The 15952-nt window shown below is 65.3% G+C and carries 16 protein-coding genes and 1 tRNA gene; 6 read left to right on the plus strand and 11 right to left on the minus strand.

Features of this window, described 5'->3' with window-relative positions; genetic code table 11:
- Positions 1 to 29: 29 nt before the first annotated feature.
- A complete protein-coding gene (locus GRI59_RS05590; protein WP_160760164.1) occupies positions 30 to 689 on the minus strand; it encodes an RlmE family RNA methyltransferase in 660 nt (219 codons plus the stop codon).
- Positions 686 to 1921 carry a Ppx/GppA phosphatase family protein gene (locus GRI59_RS05595; RefSeq protein ID WP_160760165.1) on the minus strand — a complete coding sequence of 412 codons (1236 nt, stop codon included), beginning with the start codon at positions 1919 to 1921 and terminating at the stop codon, positions 686 to 688. Before GRI59_RS05595 ends, GRI59_RS05590 begins: the two co-directional genes overlap by 4 nt.
- Positions 1922 to 2104: 183 nt before the next feature.
- Between GRI59_RS05595 and GRI59_RS05600 the strand changes: the two genes are divergently transcribed.
- Positions 2105 to 2178, plus strand: a tRNA-Gln gene (locus tag GRI59_RS05600).
- A 113-nt stretch (positions 2179 to 2291) separates the two neighbouring features.
- Positions 2292 to 3164, plus strand: coding sequence for an LOG family protein (locus GRI59_RS05605; protein WP_160760166.1), 873 nt, complete (start codon positions 2292 to 2294; stop codon positions 3162 to 3164).
- On the opposite strand, the gene thiD is transcribed toward GRI59_RS05605, so the two are convergent.
- The 3 genes from thiD to glmM form a co-directional block, all read right to left on the minus strand.
- Positions 3161 to 3982, minus strand: coding sequence for a bifunctional hydroxymethylpyrimidine kinase/phosphomethylpyrimidine kinase (gene thiD, locus GRI59_RS05610; protein WP_160760167.1), 822 nt, complete (start codon positions 3980 to 3982; stop codon positions 3161 to 3163). The genes GRI59_RS05605 and thiD overlap by 4 nt on opposite strands.
- 235 nt (positions 3983 to 4217) lie before the next feature.
- A complete protein-coding gene (locus GRI59_RS05615; protein ID WP_160760168.1) occupies positions 4218 to 4442 on the minus strand; it encodes a DUF1272 domain-containing protein in 225 nt (74 codons plus the stop codon).
- Between the two features lie 11 nt (positions 4443 to 4453).
- On the minus strand, positions 4454 to 5791 hold the full coding sequence (gene glmM / locus GRI59_RS05620) for a phosphoglucosamine mutase (protein ID WP_160760169.1): 1338 nt from the start codon (positions 5789 to 5791) through the stop codon (positions 4454 to 4456).
- 90 nt (positions 5792 to 5881) lie between these two features.
- Between glmM and GRI59_RS05625 the strand changes: the two genes are divergently transcribed.
- On the plus strand, positions 5882 to 7180 hold the full coding sequence (locus tag GRI59_RS05625) for a dicarboxylate/amino acid:cation symporter (protein WP_160760170.1): 1299 nt from the start codon (positions 5882 to 5884) through the stop codon (positions 7178 to 7180).
- Between the two features lie 87 nt (positions 7181 to 7267).
- A complete protein-coding gene (locus GRI59_RS05630) occupies positions 7268 to 7876 on the plus strand; it encodes a superoxide dismutase (protein WP_160760171.1) in 609 nt (202 codons plus the stop codon).
- Positions 7877 to 8023: 147 nt separating this feature from the next.
- On the opposite strand, the gene GRI59_RS05635 is transcribed toward GRI59_RS05630, so the two are convergent.
- A complete protein-coding gene (locus tag GRI59_RS05635) occupies positions 8024 to 8662 on the minus strand; it encodes a sigma-70 family RNA polymerase sigma factor (protein ID WP_160760172.1) in 639 nt (212 codons plus the stop codon).
- A complete protein-coding gene (locus tag GRI59_RS05640; protein ID WP_160760173.1) occupies positions 8659 to 8877 on the minus strand; it encodes a NepR family anti-sigma factor in 219 nt (72 codons plus the stop codon). The genes GRI59_RS05635 and GRI59_RS05640 overlap by 4 nt, the downstream gene beginning before the upstream one ends.
- A gap of 130 nt (positions 8878 to 9007) precedes the next feature.
- Here GRI59_RS05640 and GRI59_RS05645 point away from each other — a divergent pair, with 130 nt between their 5' ends.
- Positions 9008 to 10816, plus strand: coding sequence for a CHASE domain-containing protein (locus GRI59_RS05645; protein ID WP_160760174.1), 1809 nt, complete (start codon positions 9008 to 9010; stop codon positions 10814 to 10816).
- Here the strand turns inward: GRI59_RS05645 and GRI59_RS05650 are convergent.
- Together GRI59_RS05650 and GRI59_RS05655 are read right to left on the minus strand one after the other, a co-directional pair.
- Positions 10813 to 11604, minus strand: a complete 792-nt coding sequence (locus GRI59_RS05650; protein ID WP_160760175.1) for a response regulator — start codon at positions 11602 to 11604, stop codon at positions 10813 to 10815. The two genes, GRI59_RS05645 and GRI59_RS05650, sit on opposite strands and share 4 nt — an antisense overlap.
- 324 nt (positions 11605 to 11928) lie before the next feature.
- Entirely contained in the window at positions 11929 to 13134 is a 1206-nt protein-coding gene (locus GRI59_RS05655; RefSeq protein WP_160760176.1) for an N-acetyltransferase, read from the minus strand.
- 121 nt (positions 13135 to 13255) lie between these two features.
- Between GRI59_RS05655 and GRI59_RS05660 the strand changes: the two genes are divergently transcribed.
- Entirely contained in the window at positions 13256 to 14329 is a 1074-nt protein-coding gene (locus GRI59_RS05660) for a fatty acid desaturase family protein (RefSeq protein ID WP_419866793.1), read from the plus strand.
- 10 nt (positions 14330 to 14339) lie between these two features.
- Here the strand turns inward: GRI59_RS05660 and GRI59_RS05665 are convergent, their stop codons facing one another.
- Both GRI59_RS05665 and lptG read right to left on the minus strand, forming a co-directional pair.
- Positions 14340 to 14852 carry a GNAT family N-acetyltransferase gene (locus GRI59_RS05665; RefSeq protein ID WP_337190237.1) on the minus strand — a complete coding sequence of 171 codons (513 nt, stop codon included), beginning with the start codon at positions 14850 to 14852 and terminating at the stop codon, positions 14340 to 14342.
- Positions 14849 to 15952: an LPS export ABC transporter permease LptG gene (lptG, locus tag GRI59_RS05670; RefSeq protein WP_160760179.1), complete on the minus strand. Its 1104-nt coding sequence runs from the start codon at positions 15950 to 15952 to the stop codon at positions 14849 to 14851. The genes GRI59_RS05665 and lptG overlap by 4 nt, the downstream gene beginning before the upstream one ends.

Here is a 15952-nt window from a genome sequence, read left to right on the forward strand (position 1 = left end):
GGCGTCAGGCCGCCCCCTCTCCCCTCACGTCAGCCCTTGAAACCTTGGGCGATCACATACCACTCCGACGAGCCCTTGCGGCTCGCCGGGGGTTTGGCGTGCTTTACCTGCGTGAAGTTCTTTTTCAGCAGCGCGAGCAGATCGCTGTCCGTGCCGCCCGCCAGCACCTTGGCGACGAAAGCCCCCCCCGGCGCAAGATTCTCGGCCGCGAACCACGCCGCCGCCTCGACCAAGCCCATCGTGCGCAGGTGATCGGTCTGCTTGTGGCCGACGGTGTTGGCCGCCATGTCCGACAGCACCAGATCGGGCGGCCCGCCCAAGGCTTCGGCGAGCTTGGCCGGGGCATCATCGGCCATGAAATCCATCTGGAAAATCGTCACGCCCTCCAGCGGTTCGACTTCGAGCAGGTCGATCCCCACCACTTCGGCCTTGGGTGATTTGGCGCGCACCACCTGCGACCAGCCGCCCGGCGCAATGCCAAGATCGACCACCCGCTGCGCGCCCTTGAGCAAGCCGAACTTCTCGTCGAGCTCGATCAGCTTGTACGCCGCGCGGCTGCGATAACCGTCGGCCTTGGCCTGCCTGACGTAGGGGTCATTGAGCTGGCGTTCCAGCCAGCGCACCTGACTGGCAGTGCGGCCCTTGGCGGTTTTGACCCGCTTGCTCGGCGTCTTGTCACCGCGGCTCATTTTGCGTCCCGTCCATTGTTCTGGCCGCCGCGCTGCCTTTGCAGCGCTTTGAGCGATCGTTCCGACTGGCGCTCGGCCGCCATGATGCTTCTGAGAATGCCTTCGCGGATCCCCCGGTCTGCCACGCCCAACCGCCGCGCGGGCCACAGGTCGAGTATCGCCTCAAGGATCGCGCAGCCTGCCACCACCAAGTCGGCGCGGTCCTGCCCAATGCAGGGCAAGGTGGAGCGTTCATAGGGCGTCATCACCGAAAGCCGTGCGCTGATCTCGCGCATCTCGCCAGAGGGCACGATCAACCCGTCCACCGCCTTGCGGTCATAGCACGGCAGTTCGAGATACAGGCTGGCAAGCGTCGTCACCGTGCCGCTGGTGCCCAGCAGGCGGATATCTTCGTGCTGCGCGGCCCCCGCCACGCGGGAGGCGAAGGGGGCGAAACTGTCGGCGACCATCTGCTGCATCTGCGAAAAGCGGGCGATGCGCGCGGCTTCGCTGTCTTCGGCGCGGCCGACCGTATCGGTGAGCGAGACAACGCCCCACGGCACACTCTGCCAATCGAGGATGCGCGGCACCCGGCTGGCGCCCTCGCCGACTGCTTCGACCAGCACCAGCTCGGTCGATCCGCCGCCAATGTCGAAGATCACCGCCGGGCCGGTGCCCTCTTCCAGCAGGATGTGGCAACCCAGCACTGCCAGCCGCGCTTCTTCCTCGGCGCTGATAATGTCGAGCGCGATGCCCGTCTCGCGCCGCACCCGCTCGATGAATTCGAGCCCGTTTTCGGCGCGGCGGCACGCCTCGGTCGCGACCGACCGGGCGAGGCGGACATTGCGGCGCTGCAACTTGTCAGCGCAGATGTTGAGCGCACTCAATGTGCGGTCCATCGCCGCGTCGGACAGCCGCCCGCTGGTGGCAAGGCCTTCGCCCAGCTTCACCACCCGGCTGAAGGCGTCGATCACAGTAAAATCGCGGCCCGAAGGGCGGGCGATCAGCAGGCGGCAATTGTTGGTGCCAAGGTCCAATGCGGCATAGGCCTCACCGTGGCTGGCGGGCTTCATCGCACCAATATCGGCCAAGTCAGGCTTGGGCCGGTCTACGCCATTGCCTTTGGCACGGCCATTGGCTCTGGCATCGGGCTGAGGGGGGCGCTTGTAGCGGAAATCGACTACCTTGCCGGACTTGCCGCCCCGGTTTTTCCCAGCACTTCTATTCCTGTCCGGCGGGAGAGTTTCCGCCATGATCACATTACTTTCATATCACCATGCGCGCGATGTGGGGCGCATGGCACTTGGGGCCAAGCTAACCCAAGCGCCGCGCAAGAGCAAGCAATGCAGGCGCAACGCGTGCTTGACCTTGCGCCGCTGCGAAACTAGGGAGCGCCTTCGTCGACGCCGCCGGACTTTGCCGGTGGGGAAGGCCAATGCCCCGTCCTCTAATGGTAAGAGAGCGGACTCTGACTCCGTCAATCAAGGTTCGAATCCTTGCGGGGCATCCAGCCACCCATCGTCCGAATGTTTCATGTGGAAGCAACGCTCTGACGCACGTCAGAAACATTGCAGCAAATCAAGCCTATTGCGGGGCTAACCACCCCCTACTAGGGGTTTAGCCATGACCGAAAAAGACCTGACCGACCGCAAGTTCTACCGTGCGGGCGAAGAGACCCGCTTCGCCGAGGGTGGGCCCGAGCGCACGCCGCAGACCGCGCATCCGGCCTATAAGCTCGCCTTCCGCGACACCGATTTCCTGCTGCGCGATGAACTGCGCCCGGTGCGATTCCAGCTGGAATTGCTTAAGCCCGAAATGCTGCTCGATGAAGCCCGCGTCGGCTCGACGTTGGTGATGTACGGCTCGGCCCGCATCCCTTCGCCCGCGCAGGCCGAGGCACGGATTGCGGCGGCCGAGGGTGGCGACGAGTATGACCAGAAGGTCGCCGCCCGCCTCGCCGAGAAGGCCAAGTATTACGACGAGGCCTACAAGCTCGCCCGGTTGGTCAGCGAAAAGGGTATCATCGAGAATGGCCTGCGCCAGTTCGTCATCACCACCGGCGGCGGGCCTTCGATCATGGAGGCGGGCAACCGCGGCGCGTCTGACGCGGGCAGCGAATCGATTGGACTCAACATCGTCCTGCCGCATGAGCAGGCGCCGAATCCCTATGTGACGCCGTACCTCAGCTTCCAGTTCCACTACTTCGCGCTGCGCAAGATGCACTTCCTGCTGCGCGCCCGCGCGGTCGCGGTCTTCCCCGGCGGGTTCGGGACGTTTGACGAGTTCTTCGAGCTCGTCACGCTGATCCAGACCGGCAAGATGAAGCCGATGCCGATCATCCTGTTCGGCAAGGAATTCTGGAACCGGGTCGTGAATTTCGAAGCGCTGGCCGAGGAAGGCGTGATCTCTAAAGCCGATCTCGACCTGTTTACCTGGGTGGAAACCGCTGAGGAGGCCTGGGCCTGCATCTGCGATTTCTACGAGATCAAAAGCTAGGCAAGGCTGCGCACCGCCTGATGGCCGAGCGGGCCGTGGCCGGCGCCGAATCCGGGGGCGGCTTCGATCGCACGGATCACGAATTGCCGCGCCAGCCTGACCGCGTGTTCCAGCGGCTGACCGTGGCCGAGCAGCGTCGCTATCGCCGATGACAGGGTGCAGCCGGTGCCGTGGGTGTGCCGGGTGTCGATCCGCGCATGATCGAAGGCAACGATCCGCGCGCCCGCAGCTCCGGTTTCAGGGAAGTAAAGCACATCGCGGATGCGGTCCGTATCGCCATGCCCGCCCTTGGCCAGCACCGCCGTGCCGACTTCCTCGGCGAGTTCCTCGGCAGCGTCGACCATGGCTTCGTGGGTGGTGAGCGGGCGGCCGACGAGATGCGCGAGTTCGGGCAGGTTGGGGGTGATCAGCGCCGCGCGCGGGAACAGCAGCGCGCGCATGGCTTCGACCGCATCAGGTCCAATCAGCGCTGCGCCGCTGGTGGCGATCATCACCGGATCGAGCACGATGGGCGCCTCAACCCCCTCCAGCGCCTCGGCCACGGCGGCGATGACTGCGGCATCGTGCAGCATCCCGATCTTGATCGCGTCAACGCTGATATCGTCGATGCACGAGGCGATCTGCTGCGCCACCATCTCCGGCGCGAGCGGGACGATCCCTTGGACGCCGACCGTGTTCTGCGCCGTGATCGCGGTGATCGCAGTCATGGCATAGCCGCCGAGCATGGTGATGGTCTTGATATCCGCCTGAATGCCAGCGCCACCTGATGAGTCGGAACCGGCGATGCTGAGGATGCGGGGGGGTGGGGGGGTGGTCATGCACCCGCCATAGCAAGTCTGTGCTCAGGATTGGATTGTTTTGCAGGGGTTGGGTGGATTCGGTTCATCCCGTCACCCCAGCGGTTGCGAAGCACAACCGAAGGTTGAACGCTGGGGCCTAGGGCCAAATAGTGCAGAGGTTGCCGCCCTAGATCCCAGCTTTCGCTGGGATGACGAGCGCGGCGAACCTAGGTCGCTCCCCAACCTTAGCGTAGCAGACCCTCGCGCGCCTGCCTCAGCCCTTGTACTTCCGCTCCGTGCTCGGCGGATACTTCGCGTGGAGCGCCTTAGCGCGCGTCGGGCGGTCGACCAGTTCGCCGCCGCAATTGGGACAGCGGTCGTCCAAGTCCTCGGCGCATTCGGCGCAATAGGTGCATTCGAACGAGCAGATGAACGCGCCGGGCGCTTCGGCGGGGAGACCGATGCCGCAGGTTTCGCAATCGGGGCGCATTTCCAGCATCGCGGTGTCTCCTAAACTGCCGCGTGCACGGCTTCGCAGATGGCGTCGACCACCTGTTCGACCTGCGCGCGGTCGTCACCTTCGGCCATCACGCGGATCACCGGCTCGGTGCCCGAAGGGCGGATCACCAGGCGGCCCTTGCCCGCCAGCGCCGCTTCCGCCTCGGCGATCACGGCCTGCACCTGCGGATTGTCGAGCGGCTTGCCGCCTTCGTAGCGCACGTTCTTGAGCAATTGCGGGACCGGATCGAACACGTGCAGCACTTCGCTTGCGGGCTTGCCGGACCGCACTAGGCTCGCCAGCACCCGCAGCGCGGCGACTGTGCCGTCGCCGGTGGTGCCGTGGTCGAGCAGGATCATGTGGCCCGATTGCTCGCCGCCGACATTGAACCCGCCCGCCTTCATCGCTTCGAGCACATAGCGGTCGCCCACCTTGGCGCGTTCGAGGGTGAGGCCCCGGCCCGCCAGATAGCGTTCGAGGCCGAGATTGCTCATCACCGTCGCCACGATCCCGCCGCCGCGCAGCAGGCCCTTGTCCTGCATCCGCCCGGCGATCAGCGCCATGATCTGGTCGCCATCGACCGCGCGGCCTTTTTCATCGACCACGATCAGCCGGTCGGCATCGCCGTCCAGCGCAATGCCGATATCCGCGCCTTCCTCGACCACCTTGGCTTGCAGCGCGGCAATCGCGGTGGAGCCGACTCCGTCGTTGATGTTGATGCCGTTGGGGGTGACGCCCAAGGCGATCACCTCGGCCCCCAGCTCCCAGATCGCTGAAGGAGCCACTTGGTATGCCGCGCCATTGGCGCAATCGACCACCACTTTCAGACCATCGAAGCGGATATCGGCGGCGACCGATTGCTTGACCGCGTGGATATAGCGCCCGCGCGCATCCTCGATCCGGCGCGCGCGGCCGATGCGTTCGGCAGGTACGAGGGGGATGTCGGTTTCCATCAACCGCTCGATTTCCGCCTCCGCCTCGTCAGACAGCTTGAAGCCATCGGGGCCGAACAGCTTGATGCCATTGTCCGCGAACAGGTTGTGACTCGCCGAGATCATCACGCCCAGATCCGCGCGCATTTCCCGCGTCAGCAGGGCGATGGCAGGGGTCGGCAGCGGCCCGGTCATGATCACGTCGATCCCGACAGATGTGAAGCCCGCCACCAGCGCGCTTTCCATCATATAGCCCGACAGGCGCGTGTCCTTGCCGATCACCACCCGGTGGCGGTGCCCACCGCGCACGAAGTGGCGTCCGGCGGCCTGCCCGACCTTCATCGCGGTCGCGGCGGTCATTACGCCGGCATTGGTGCGGCCTCTGATCCCGTCCGTCCCGAACAGCTTGCGTGCCATGAAAGTCCCGTCCCCGCTTCAGCAAGATTGTCTCGCGCTTCTGGCGCGGTTATCGGCCAAAGGGAAGGGCGGGGCGCTCGTTTAAGGGATATGGCATTGCTCGAAAGTGAAAACGCGGCGCCCGGTTCGGGCGCGCAGGGGAAATTCGCACTGGTTTCGATCCGCCTGCCGGTGGCGTTGACCTTTGCCGCGCTGGTCGGCGGCCTGCTGGCGGGGATCGCCGGGGGAGCGATGGGCGCACCGGCTGCGCTGACGGATATCGCCGCGCTGATCGGCGGGCTGTGGCTGCGCGCCTTGCAGATGACGATCACTCCGCTGGTTGCAGCGCTGCTGGTGCTGGGGCTGGTGCAGATGATCATGGCCGCCCGGGTTGGCACGGTGGCCCGGCGGATGCTGGCGATCATGGTCGCGGTGCAGCTGGCGGGCGGGGCCTTCACCTCGATTGCCATGCCGGCGCTGCTGCGCGCTTTCCCGGTGCCAGAAGGCGCAGGTGCGTTTCTTGCCAAAACATCGGAGAGCGTGGGCGAAGTGCCCGGTGTGCTCGACTTCATGGCCTCGCTCGTCTCGCCAAACATCATCGCCGCCGCAGCCGAGACCGCGATGCTGCCGCTGACGCTGTTCTTCGTGATGTTCGCGGTCGCCATCACCCGTCTGCCCGAAGATCAGGGCGAGCGGCTGCTGGGGTTCTTCCATGCGCTGGGCAATGTCATGCTGCTGATCATCGGCTGGGTGCTGGGAATCGCGCCTATCGGCGTGTTCGCGCTGGCTTACGGCGTCGGCGTGCAGAGCGGCGGCGGGGCGTTTGCAGCTCTAGGGCATTATGTGCTGACCGTGACCGCGATGGGCACCTTCATTTTGGCGCTCGCCTATGGCATCGCCATGGGGCTGGGGCGGACAGGCGCGCGGTTTGCCAGCGCCGTGCTGCCAGCCCAAGCCGTGGCGCTTTCGACGCAAAGCTCGCTCGCCAGCCTGCCTGCGATGCTCGATTCGGCCGGAAGGCTGAGCCTGCGCGCTTCGACCGCTGAATTCGTGCTGCCACTCGCCGTGGTGATCTTCCGCGCCACCAGTGCCGCAATGAACCTCGCTGTGGTCTATTACATCGCCGCGCTGGCGGGTGTGGAGGTTTCGCCGACCGTGGCGGTGGCGGGCATCCTGATTGCCAGCGTCATCAGCCTTTCCGCTGTCAGCCTGCCCGGATCGATCAGCTTCGTCGTCTCGATCGGGCCGATTGCGCTGGCGATGGGCGTGCCGGTCGAGCCGCTCGCGCTGCTGGTCGCGGTCGAGATGCTGCCCGATCTGATGCGGACCTTGGGCAACGTCACCATGAATGTTGCTGTCACAAGCGCAGTTGACCGCGCTGCTGCTTCGTCCGAGACGGCTGCGACTTGAAGCTGCAACCCTTCGCCCACATCTGCGTTATCAATAGAGACTGATTTCAACCCCCCTGTTTCAACCCACGCCTTCTGGAGGACACCCATGGCTTTCGCACTTTCCCCGCTGCCCTACCCCGACTCCGCGCTTGAACCGGCGATCTCGGCCGAGACGCTGTCGTTCCACTACGGCAAGCACCACCAGACCTATCTCGACAAGATGAACGCGGCGATTGAGGGCACCGCCCACGCCGACAAGTCGTTGGAAGAGATCGTCGCCGCCTCACGCGGAGCTGACAAGGGCCTGTTCAACAACTCGGCGCAGACTTGGAACCACGCGTTCTACTGGAACTCGATGGCAGCAGAAACCACTGCACCTTCGGATGAACTGGTCGCCGGGATCGAAGCGACGTTCGGCTCGGTCGACGAGCTGAAGCAGAAGCTCAAGGATCGCGGCGTTGGCCACTTTGCGTCGGGCTGGGTGTGGCTGGCTGAAAAGGACGGCAAGCTCAGCATCGAGGAAACCCACGATGCCGACACGCTGGCCGACAGCGGTTTTAACCCGCTGCTGGTGCTCGACGTGTGGGAGCACGCCTATTACCTCGATCACCAGAACAAGCGCCCGGCCTATCTGGACGCCGTGGTCGAGAACAAGCTCAACTGGGCCTTCGCCAGCGAAAACCTCGCACGCGGGACGGTGTGGACTTACGCGTAAGTCTGAGTGAATCGCACAAAAGGAAGGCCCGAAGGAGCGATCCTTCGGGCCTTTTGCTTTCTCCCCGTCCCGGGCTTGACCCGGGACCCCGCTACCTTTGAGCGGGAAGGGAAAAGCTGGGCCCCGGATAAAGCCCGGGGCGGGGGGTCAAGGCCGCGAACTCACCCCATTGCCCGCCGCGACCTCGTCCAGCTCCTCGAGGATCGCGCTGTGCGCCACATCGTCATCGCTCGAACGGCGCGGGATGCTGCCATTCGCCAGCATTTCGGTGAGCGCGGCGCGGGCGCGGCCGACGCGGCTCTTGATCGTGCCGACGGCGCAGCCGCAGATTTGCGCCGCTTCCTCGTAGGAAAACCCGCCTGCGCCGACGAGCAACAACGCCTCGCGTCGCTCCGCCGGGAGCGTCAGCAGCGCGCGGTGCAGGTCGCTCAGATGGATCGGTTCTTCCTGCCCCGCAGGCGCGGTCAGGATGCGTTCGGCCACGCCTTCGTCATACTCGCCGCGGAAGCGGTTGCGACGCATATCGGTGAGGTAGGCGTTGCGCAGGATCACGAAGGTCCAGGCGCGCATCGAGGTGCCGGGTTCGAACCGGTCCTGCGCCGCCCATGCCTTGAGCAAGGTTTCCTGCACCAGATCATCGGCGAGGTCAGGTCGGCCGCACAAGCCCCGCGCAAAGGCGCGCAGATGGGGGACGACGTCTGTCAGCTCGCGTTTGAAACTGGCCTTGTCGATGGCCGAAAGGCTGCCACCCGGCTCGCGTTCGTCGTTCGCTGGCCCATCGCTCATTGGCTGGTGTCCCGGCCATCGCGCGCTGCACCCTTGCCGCGGGCAGGGTCAATCGCGTCGAGCCGGTCGAGCAGATCCTTGAAACTGTCGGGCAAAGCCTCTTCGACCACCGAATCATACAGCTGCTTCAGCCCATCGGCCCATTCGGGCGGGCGGCTGTGGGCGCCATCGTCGCCCTCGCCATTGCTGCCACCCTGATTGAAATTCGAGGCCATGATGCTGTGGTGTGTCCCTGATCCCGTGGTCCCGGCCCCACTGCGGAACCGATTTCGCCGCTCTGTTGGCCGACCATACCACGATGGCCGGCCCCTTGGCACGCTTGCGAGTTTGGACGATTCGGGAACGATGCGCTACCAGTTTGGTTCCGGCTGCGACCTCAGCGTCCCGCTTTGCACCGCCGCCCGGACAGGATTGCACGCCATCGACCCGCTCAATCTCAGCCCGGAACTTGTTTCCGCCGTCCCACCGCCGCCGACTTCGTCGGGCCGGGCGCGGCGCTGGCTGGTGCTCTATCCGCGCGCTATCCCGCTCGTGATCTTCCTCGCGCTCGCCGCGATCACTGCGCTCAGCGTGTTCGCGATCGAGAGTAACGCCCGCGCCCGCGAACGTGCGCTAATGCGCGAATATGCCCAGGGCGTGGCCGCAGCACTCGACCGCAGCGGCAGCGGGTTCACGTCATACCTCAGGGCAGGCGCCGCACTTTTCTCCAGCCTTGAGGACGTCAGCCCCGAGACCTTCGACAATTTCGTGCGCGCGCTGAAGCTCAATACCGAATATTCGGGTGCCGAGGGCATCGGCTGGATCCCGGTGCTGGAAGCACGCGATCTGCCAGCGTTCCTCGCCCAGACGCGCGCCAACGAGCCCGCCTATCCCGATATCTTCCCCGCCCCCACCAGCCGCACCGGGCGGGTGGCGCCGGTGGCGATGTTTGCCCCGGCCGCGCCGCACAACCGCCGCGCGCTGGGCTATGACATGTATTCCGATCCCGCCCGCGCCGCCGCCATGGCCGAGGCTGAACTGACCCTGCGTCCAGCCGCATCGGGCCGGATTGTGTTGGTGCAGGAAACCAGCGGCACCGCGCCAGCCTTTGCGATCTACATGCCGGTGTTCCGCATGAACACTCCGGGTGAGCGGGGGCTGGCGGGCTTCGTCTACACCCCGTTCCGCGCGCGCGAATTTCTCGATGCCGCGATAGACCGCCAGGGGCAGGGCCGGTTCGGCGTGCGGCTCTATGATGGTGAGGTCAGCACGGGGCACCTGCTGGTCGCCCAGTCGATCAGCGATGCGGCCAAGGAAACGGTCGAACAGGAAGTCACCATCGCCGACCGCAAGCTGATGCTGGTGATCGAAAGCGGCAATGCACAGGTGCTTTCGCCCTTGTCGATGGTCACGCTGATCTTCGGGCTGGCGCTGGCGAGCCTGTTGATGCTGCTGGCGCGGCTGCTGACCCAGCAAGCGTTCGAGGATCAGGCGCGGCTGGCGTTCTTTGAAGAACAGCACTCGATCCGCAATTCCCTGACCCGCGAACTCAATCACCGGGTCAAGAACACGCTGGCCAATGTGCTCTCGATCCTGTCGCTGACCCGCAGGCGCGCGAGCGGGCTGGACGATTTTGCCGACAGCCTCGAAGGCCGCATCCGCGCGCTGTCGGCCACGCATGACCTGCTCACCGTGACGGACTGGGGCACCACCCCGATCCGCGCGGTGATCGAGGCGGAGTTGCAGCATTTCCGCTCGGCGCTCGACGATACGATCCTGCTCGACGGGCCGGAGCTGGAACTGGCTCCCAATGACGCGCTGTCGTTTGGCCTCGCGGTGCACGAGCTGGCGACCAATGCGGCGAAGTATGGCGCGCTCAGCGTTCCCGGCGGACAGGTGACGATCCGCTGGCAGCGCGGGGACGATCAGGGCGGGGAGACCGGCTGGGCCGAGGTCGAGTGGCAGGAAACCGGCGGGCCGCCCGTCGCAACCGAGCGCCGCCGCGGGTTCGGCACCGAGCTGATCGAGAAGGTTGTCGCTCACGAATTGCGCCAGCCGGTGACGCTCGACTTTGCGACTACCGGCGTGCGCTGCGTGCTGCGCGTCCCCGTGCGCCGCCCGGCCGACTTCCGCATCCGCGAGAAGGACGGGGAGCGGGGCGGGCCGAAGGGTTAGCCCAGCGGCCGCGTCGATCCGAAGAACAGCGCCTGACTGATCGCCGCGCGCACGGTGGCTTCCTGGAACGGCTTGGTGACCAGATAGGTCGGTTCGGGCCGGTCGCCGGTCAGCAGGCGTTCGGGGTAGGCCGTGATGAAGATCACCGGCATCGACCCGACCGACAGGATATCATCCACCGCATCGAGACCGGACGACCCGTCTGCCAGCTGGATATCGGCCAACACCAACCCCGGCATCGCTTCGCCCACCGCAGTGCGGGCCTGCGTGCGCGTGGCAGCCGTGCCGCTGACAGTGTGGCCAAGGCCGATTACGAGGTCTTCAAGCTGCATCGCGATCAGCGGTTCATCCTCGATGATGAGGACCGAGGTGGTTTGCTCGCGTTCGATATCGGCGATGGCCTGTGCGACCATCTCAGCAACGTCTTGCGGCGAGCGGTCGAGGATTGCGGCGGCTTCGGCCGTGGTGAAGTCCTCCAGCGTGGTCAGCAGCAACGCCTGACGCGCGGGCGGGGTGATCACGCCCAGCCGCGCCTGCGCGCCGGCCTCGTGTTCGCTCGCCGCCGTGCCGGTCGCTTCCGGGCCCGAGGCGCTCGCCCAGACCTTGCTGAACGCGCGGTAGAGCGGCACGCGCCCACCGGCGAGGCTGGCCATCAGCGCTTCGTCAGCGAGCACGGCTTCGAGCATCTCGCGCACAAAGGCATCCCCGCTCGCCTGCGACCCCGTCAACGCACGGGCATAGCGGCGCAGGAAGGGCAAGTTGGCCGCGATCTGGCTTCCGAGAGACATGAGGCACCTTTCGCTTGGATGTGTTGGGGCAATCGATCAAGGCCCATAGCGGTTCCCCGCAGCGCCGTCGCGGTTATCCGGCAAGTCTCTGAAGTTTCATAATTTGTGTAGGGTTTCCGTTACGGCAAAAAAATTTCTCTGCGTCCGGGAACCGGATTTCGGGACGATCATTATCCCATTGTCACCGCCGAGACCCCCCTCCCGTCCAAGCGGCTGGTGATACGATCCCGAAAGGCCTCCGTTGTTCCGCAACGGAGGCCTTTTTTCTGTGTATCGCGCTGGCGCGCGATGCAGACCACCCGCCCCACCGAAGGTGGCTTTAAATCAAGAAAGCTTCCGCTCGTAGATCACATATTCGCGATTGACCTTGCTCTTGATCGTGTCGGCGATCGCCAGCATTCCTTGGTTGTCTTCCAACACCCAGCCAAGCTCGCCGCGGGTCGATTCGAACTTGCCGATCGCTTCCAGGCGGATCGCCTCGATCATCATGAAGGCCAACTGCCCGGCCATGCGGGTTCCGTGCAACTCCTTCAGCACCCCCATTAGCGGCACTCGCATTCCGGCGCCCTTGGGGTGGCGCAGCCAGCGCAGCATGTAGATCCAGCCGAACGGGAACAGCTTGCCTTTGATCTTCGCCAACGCGTCGTTCACATCGGGGAAGGTCAACATGAAGGCGACAGGCCGCCCGTCGACCTCGACGATCACATTCAGTTCCTCGTGGATGATGGCGCGCAGTTTCTTGCCGGCATAGGCGACCTCGGCCGGGGTAAAGGGAACAAAGCCCCAATTGTCCGACCATGCATCATTGAGGATCGCCAGAATGGTCGCGACCTCTTCATCCCAGCGGCTCTTGTCGACCCGGCGCAGATTGATCCGCGGGTTGCGTTGGCCGGTCTGGACGAGCCGGTCCACCAGCGGGCCGAACCCGCTCGTGATGTCGAGATCATAGGTGTAGAGCGTCTTGGCGCGGGTAAAGCCCGCCGCCTCGATCCAGCCGGCATAATGCGCAGGGTGGTGGCCCATCAGCAGCATCGGCGGGTGATCCTGCCCGCTGACCAGCAGGCCGGGCTCTTCCCAGATCGACAGCGATATGGGGCCGAGCACGCGGGTCATCCCTTCGCCCACCAGCCAGCCTTCCGCAGCAGTCAGCAGCGCGCGGGCCACATCCTCATCCTCGGCATCGAAATAGCCGAAAAAGCCGGTGCCGGGGCCAAAGCCCTGTTCGGCGGGCATGGCGAGCGCAAGTTCATCGATGTGGGCCGAAATCCGCCCCACCGGCTGGCCACCGCGCGAGGCAATGAACAATTGCACCCGCGCATGGCCAAAGAATGGGTTCTTGGCAGGGTCGACCAGTTCGATCTGTTCGGAGCGGATTTGCGGGACGAAATGCTCCAGCCGATCCGAAAAAGCGCGGCCGAGATCAACGAAAGCCGCCCGCCCGCGCTTGTCGCTGACCGGCACGATCTCTATCTCTGCTGTCTTGGCCGCCACATCCGTCACGCAACCATCCTCGTATTTGCTTTCAATCAAGGTGTCTGTGTCGCGCCCGGGCCATTGACGCAAGGCTATCGATCACTGTCACCAACAACCCGCGTTTGGCTCGGCCCCCGATTTGGGGTAGGGCGAGCCTCAGGATTTGCCGAAAATGACCATGCACCAGACCATCCACCCCCAGCCCGCCAAGGCCACACGCGTCCAGTTCATGGTCGAGGATGACAAGGCGATGCTGCGCGCCGCGCGCGACCTCACCAAGGGGCTGGGTGAGGCGAAACCGGCGATTTATTGGACTGATATGCTGGTTTCGGCGGGCGTGGGCTACGCCGGGATTGCGGTGGCAATCGTATCGGGCAGTCTCGGCGTGAAGATTGCTGCCGGTCTGGTGGCCGCGCTGGCGTTCTACCGCGCGCTGATGTTCATTCACGAGCTCACGCACATTCACCGCGATGCGCTCCCCGGGTTTCGCACCGGTTGGAACCTCCTCGTCGGCATTCCGATGCTGACGCCGAGCTTCATGTATGAAGGCGTCCACACGATCCACCACAAGCGCACGCAATATGGCACGGTGGAAGACCCCGAATACCTGCCGCTCGCGCTGATGAAGCCGTGGAGCCTGCCGCTGTTTGTGCTGGTGGCGATGCTGTTGCCGGTGGCGCTGATTGTGCGCTTCGGCGTGCTCTATCCGCTGGGCCTGATCATCCCGCCGCTGCGCAAGTTCACGTGGGAGCGGTTCTCGTCGCTGTCGATCAACCCTGAGTTCCGCCGCAAGGCGCCCGAGGGTGATTTCGCAGGCCGCGTGCGCTGGCAGGAAGCGGGTGCGAGCCTGTGGGCTGTGGCGCTAATCGCTTCAGTGTTCGTGTTCGGTTGGCAGCCGCTGGCGACAGCGCTGGCGATCCTTTCGCTCGCTGCGGTGCTCAACCAATTGCGCACCCTCGTTGCCCACCTGTGGGAGAACGAGGGCGAGGCGATGACAGTAACCGCGCAGTTCCTCGATTCGGTCAACGTGCCCCCGCCGGGTCTGGCCGCCGAGATCTGGGCGCCGGTCGGCTTGCGGTACCACGCGCTGCACCACCTGATGCCCTCGATGCCGTATCACGACCTGCCCGAAGCGCACCGCCGCCTGGCGCGCGAGCTGGGGAAGGGTTCGACCTATGAAGGCGCGAACCATCCCGGGATGCTGACGCTGGTGGGCCGGATCGCGAAGAGCACGATGGGGACGCGGGCGTAGGCGCCCAGCTCTAATCCAGAAAACAGATCATCGCGCAGCGGCGGTCGGCGGGGAGGCCGTCTTCCACCTCGTTCGCGAGCTCCCCGGCGAGGCGTGGGTGGGCGTCGATAGCGGTCAGCTCCTCAAAGCCCAGACGCGCATAGAACGGGCCGTTCCATTCAAGGTCGCGGAAGGTCGTCAGGGTCAGCGCTCTGAACCCGGTGTTGCGCGCGTCGATCATGGCGGCGCGCACCAGCCCGGCTCCGATGCCGCGCCGCTGGTACGCCGGGGCGACGTCCATTTCCCAAATGTGGAGTTCACGGCTGAAGGGTTCGGCCACCAGAAACCCCGCCATCGCCTCCCCGACATGGGCGACAAGGCTGTGGCCCTTGCGGATCAGGCGAGCAAAGTCAGCCGGGGTGCGGGTGGCAGTGGGGTCAATTCCCGGCTCCCCGGCAAAGACCACTGCCGCTGCGCGCTCAATCTCGGGCATGGCTTCGGCGTCGCCCGCGCGCGCGAGCCGGAGCGACCACTGGCCCCTCACTCTTCGGTCCGGATCAGCACCGTCTCGCCCAGCAACAGGAACAGCACGAACGGCGCCCATGCAGCGAGGAGTGGCGGGTAGCCGCCGAAGCTGCCCATCGCCAGCGCGGCATTGTCGACCACAAAATAGGCAAACCCCAGCGCCATGCCGATGATCGCGCGCACGAACAATTGCCCTGATCGTGCCAGCCCGAAGGCGGCGATCGAGCCCAGCAGCGGCATCAACAGCGCGGACAGCGGCCCAGACAGGCGGTGCCACCACTTGGCGCGCATCTCGTCGGTGTTACGGCCCGCAGCGGCATAGGTGTCGATACTGTGCGACAGCTCCCAAAAACTCTGCGCGTCGGGATCGATTGATTGCAGCATGATCCGGTCGGGGGTGAGGGTCTCGCCCACCACGGCGGCGGGCGGACGTTCGGTAATCGCACCGGCGACGTCGAACTTCACCGGGTTTTCCAGCCGCCAGCCGGGACCGGCATAGGTCGCGCGGGCGCTGCGGATCTGTTCGCGGATGATCCCGCCGGGCGCGCGGGCGTACCACGTCACGCCGGTCAGCACGATGCTCTCGCCCGTTCCTGTTAGGGTCGCGGCGGTGAGGATATTGTCGCCATCGGTGAGATAGATGCTGGATCGCACCCCGCCGGTCTGCGCGGGCGGGATCGGGCCGTAATCCGCGCTCTCCCACGCCTTCAGCGTCGCATTGGCGCGGGTGACGACCCGCTCGTTGAAGGCGAAGCTCCCCAGTGACACCAACGCTGCGGTCAACAGCAGAGGCGAGAGCACCTGGTGCGCCGATAGCCCCGCCGCCTTCATCGCCACCACTTCGCTGTTCTGGTTCAGCGTCACCAGCGTGATCAGCGTCGCCAGCAGCACCGAATAGGGCAGGAAGCGGGAAACCAGCTGCGGCAGGCGCAGTCCTGCATATTGCAGGATCTCGGCCTGTCCGTTGCCCGGTGCAGCGAGGATCTTGCCAGTCGCCGACAGCAGATCGAGCGCCAGCAGCACCAGCACCAGCATGACGAGCACCGCAAGGATGCGCACCACGAACATCTTCGCCAGATAGATCGTCAGTGTGCGCGAGGGGAAGAAGTCGAGCTGCAT

It is taken from the genome of Erythrobacter ramosus (assembly GCF_009828055.1).
GTDB lineage: Bacteria > Pseudomonadota > Alphaproteobacteria > Sphingomonadales > Sphingomonadaceae > Erythrobacter > Erythrobacter ramosus.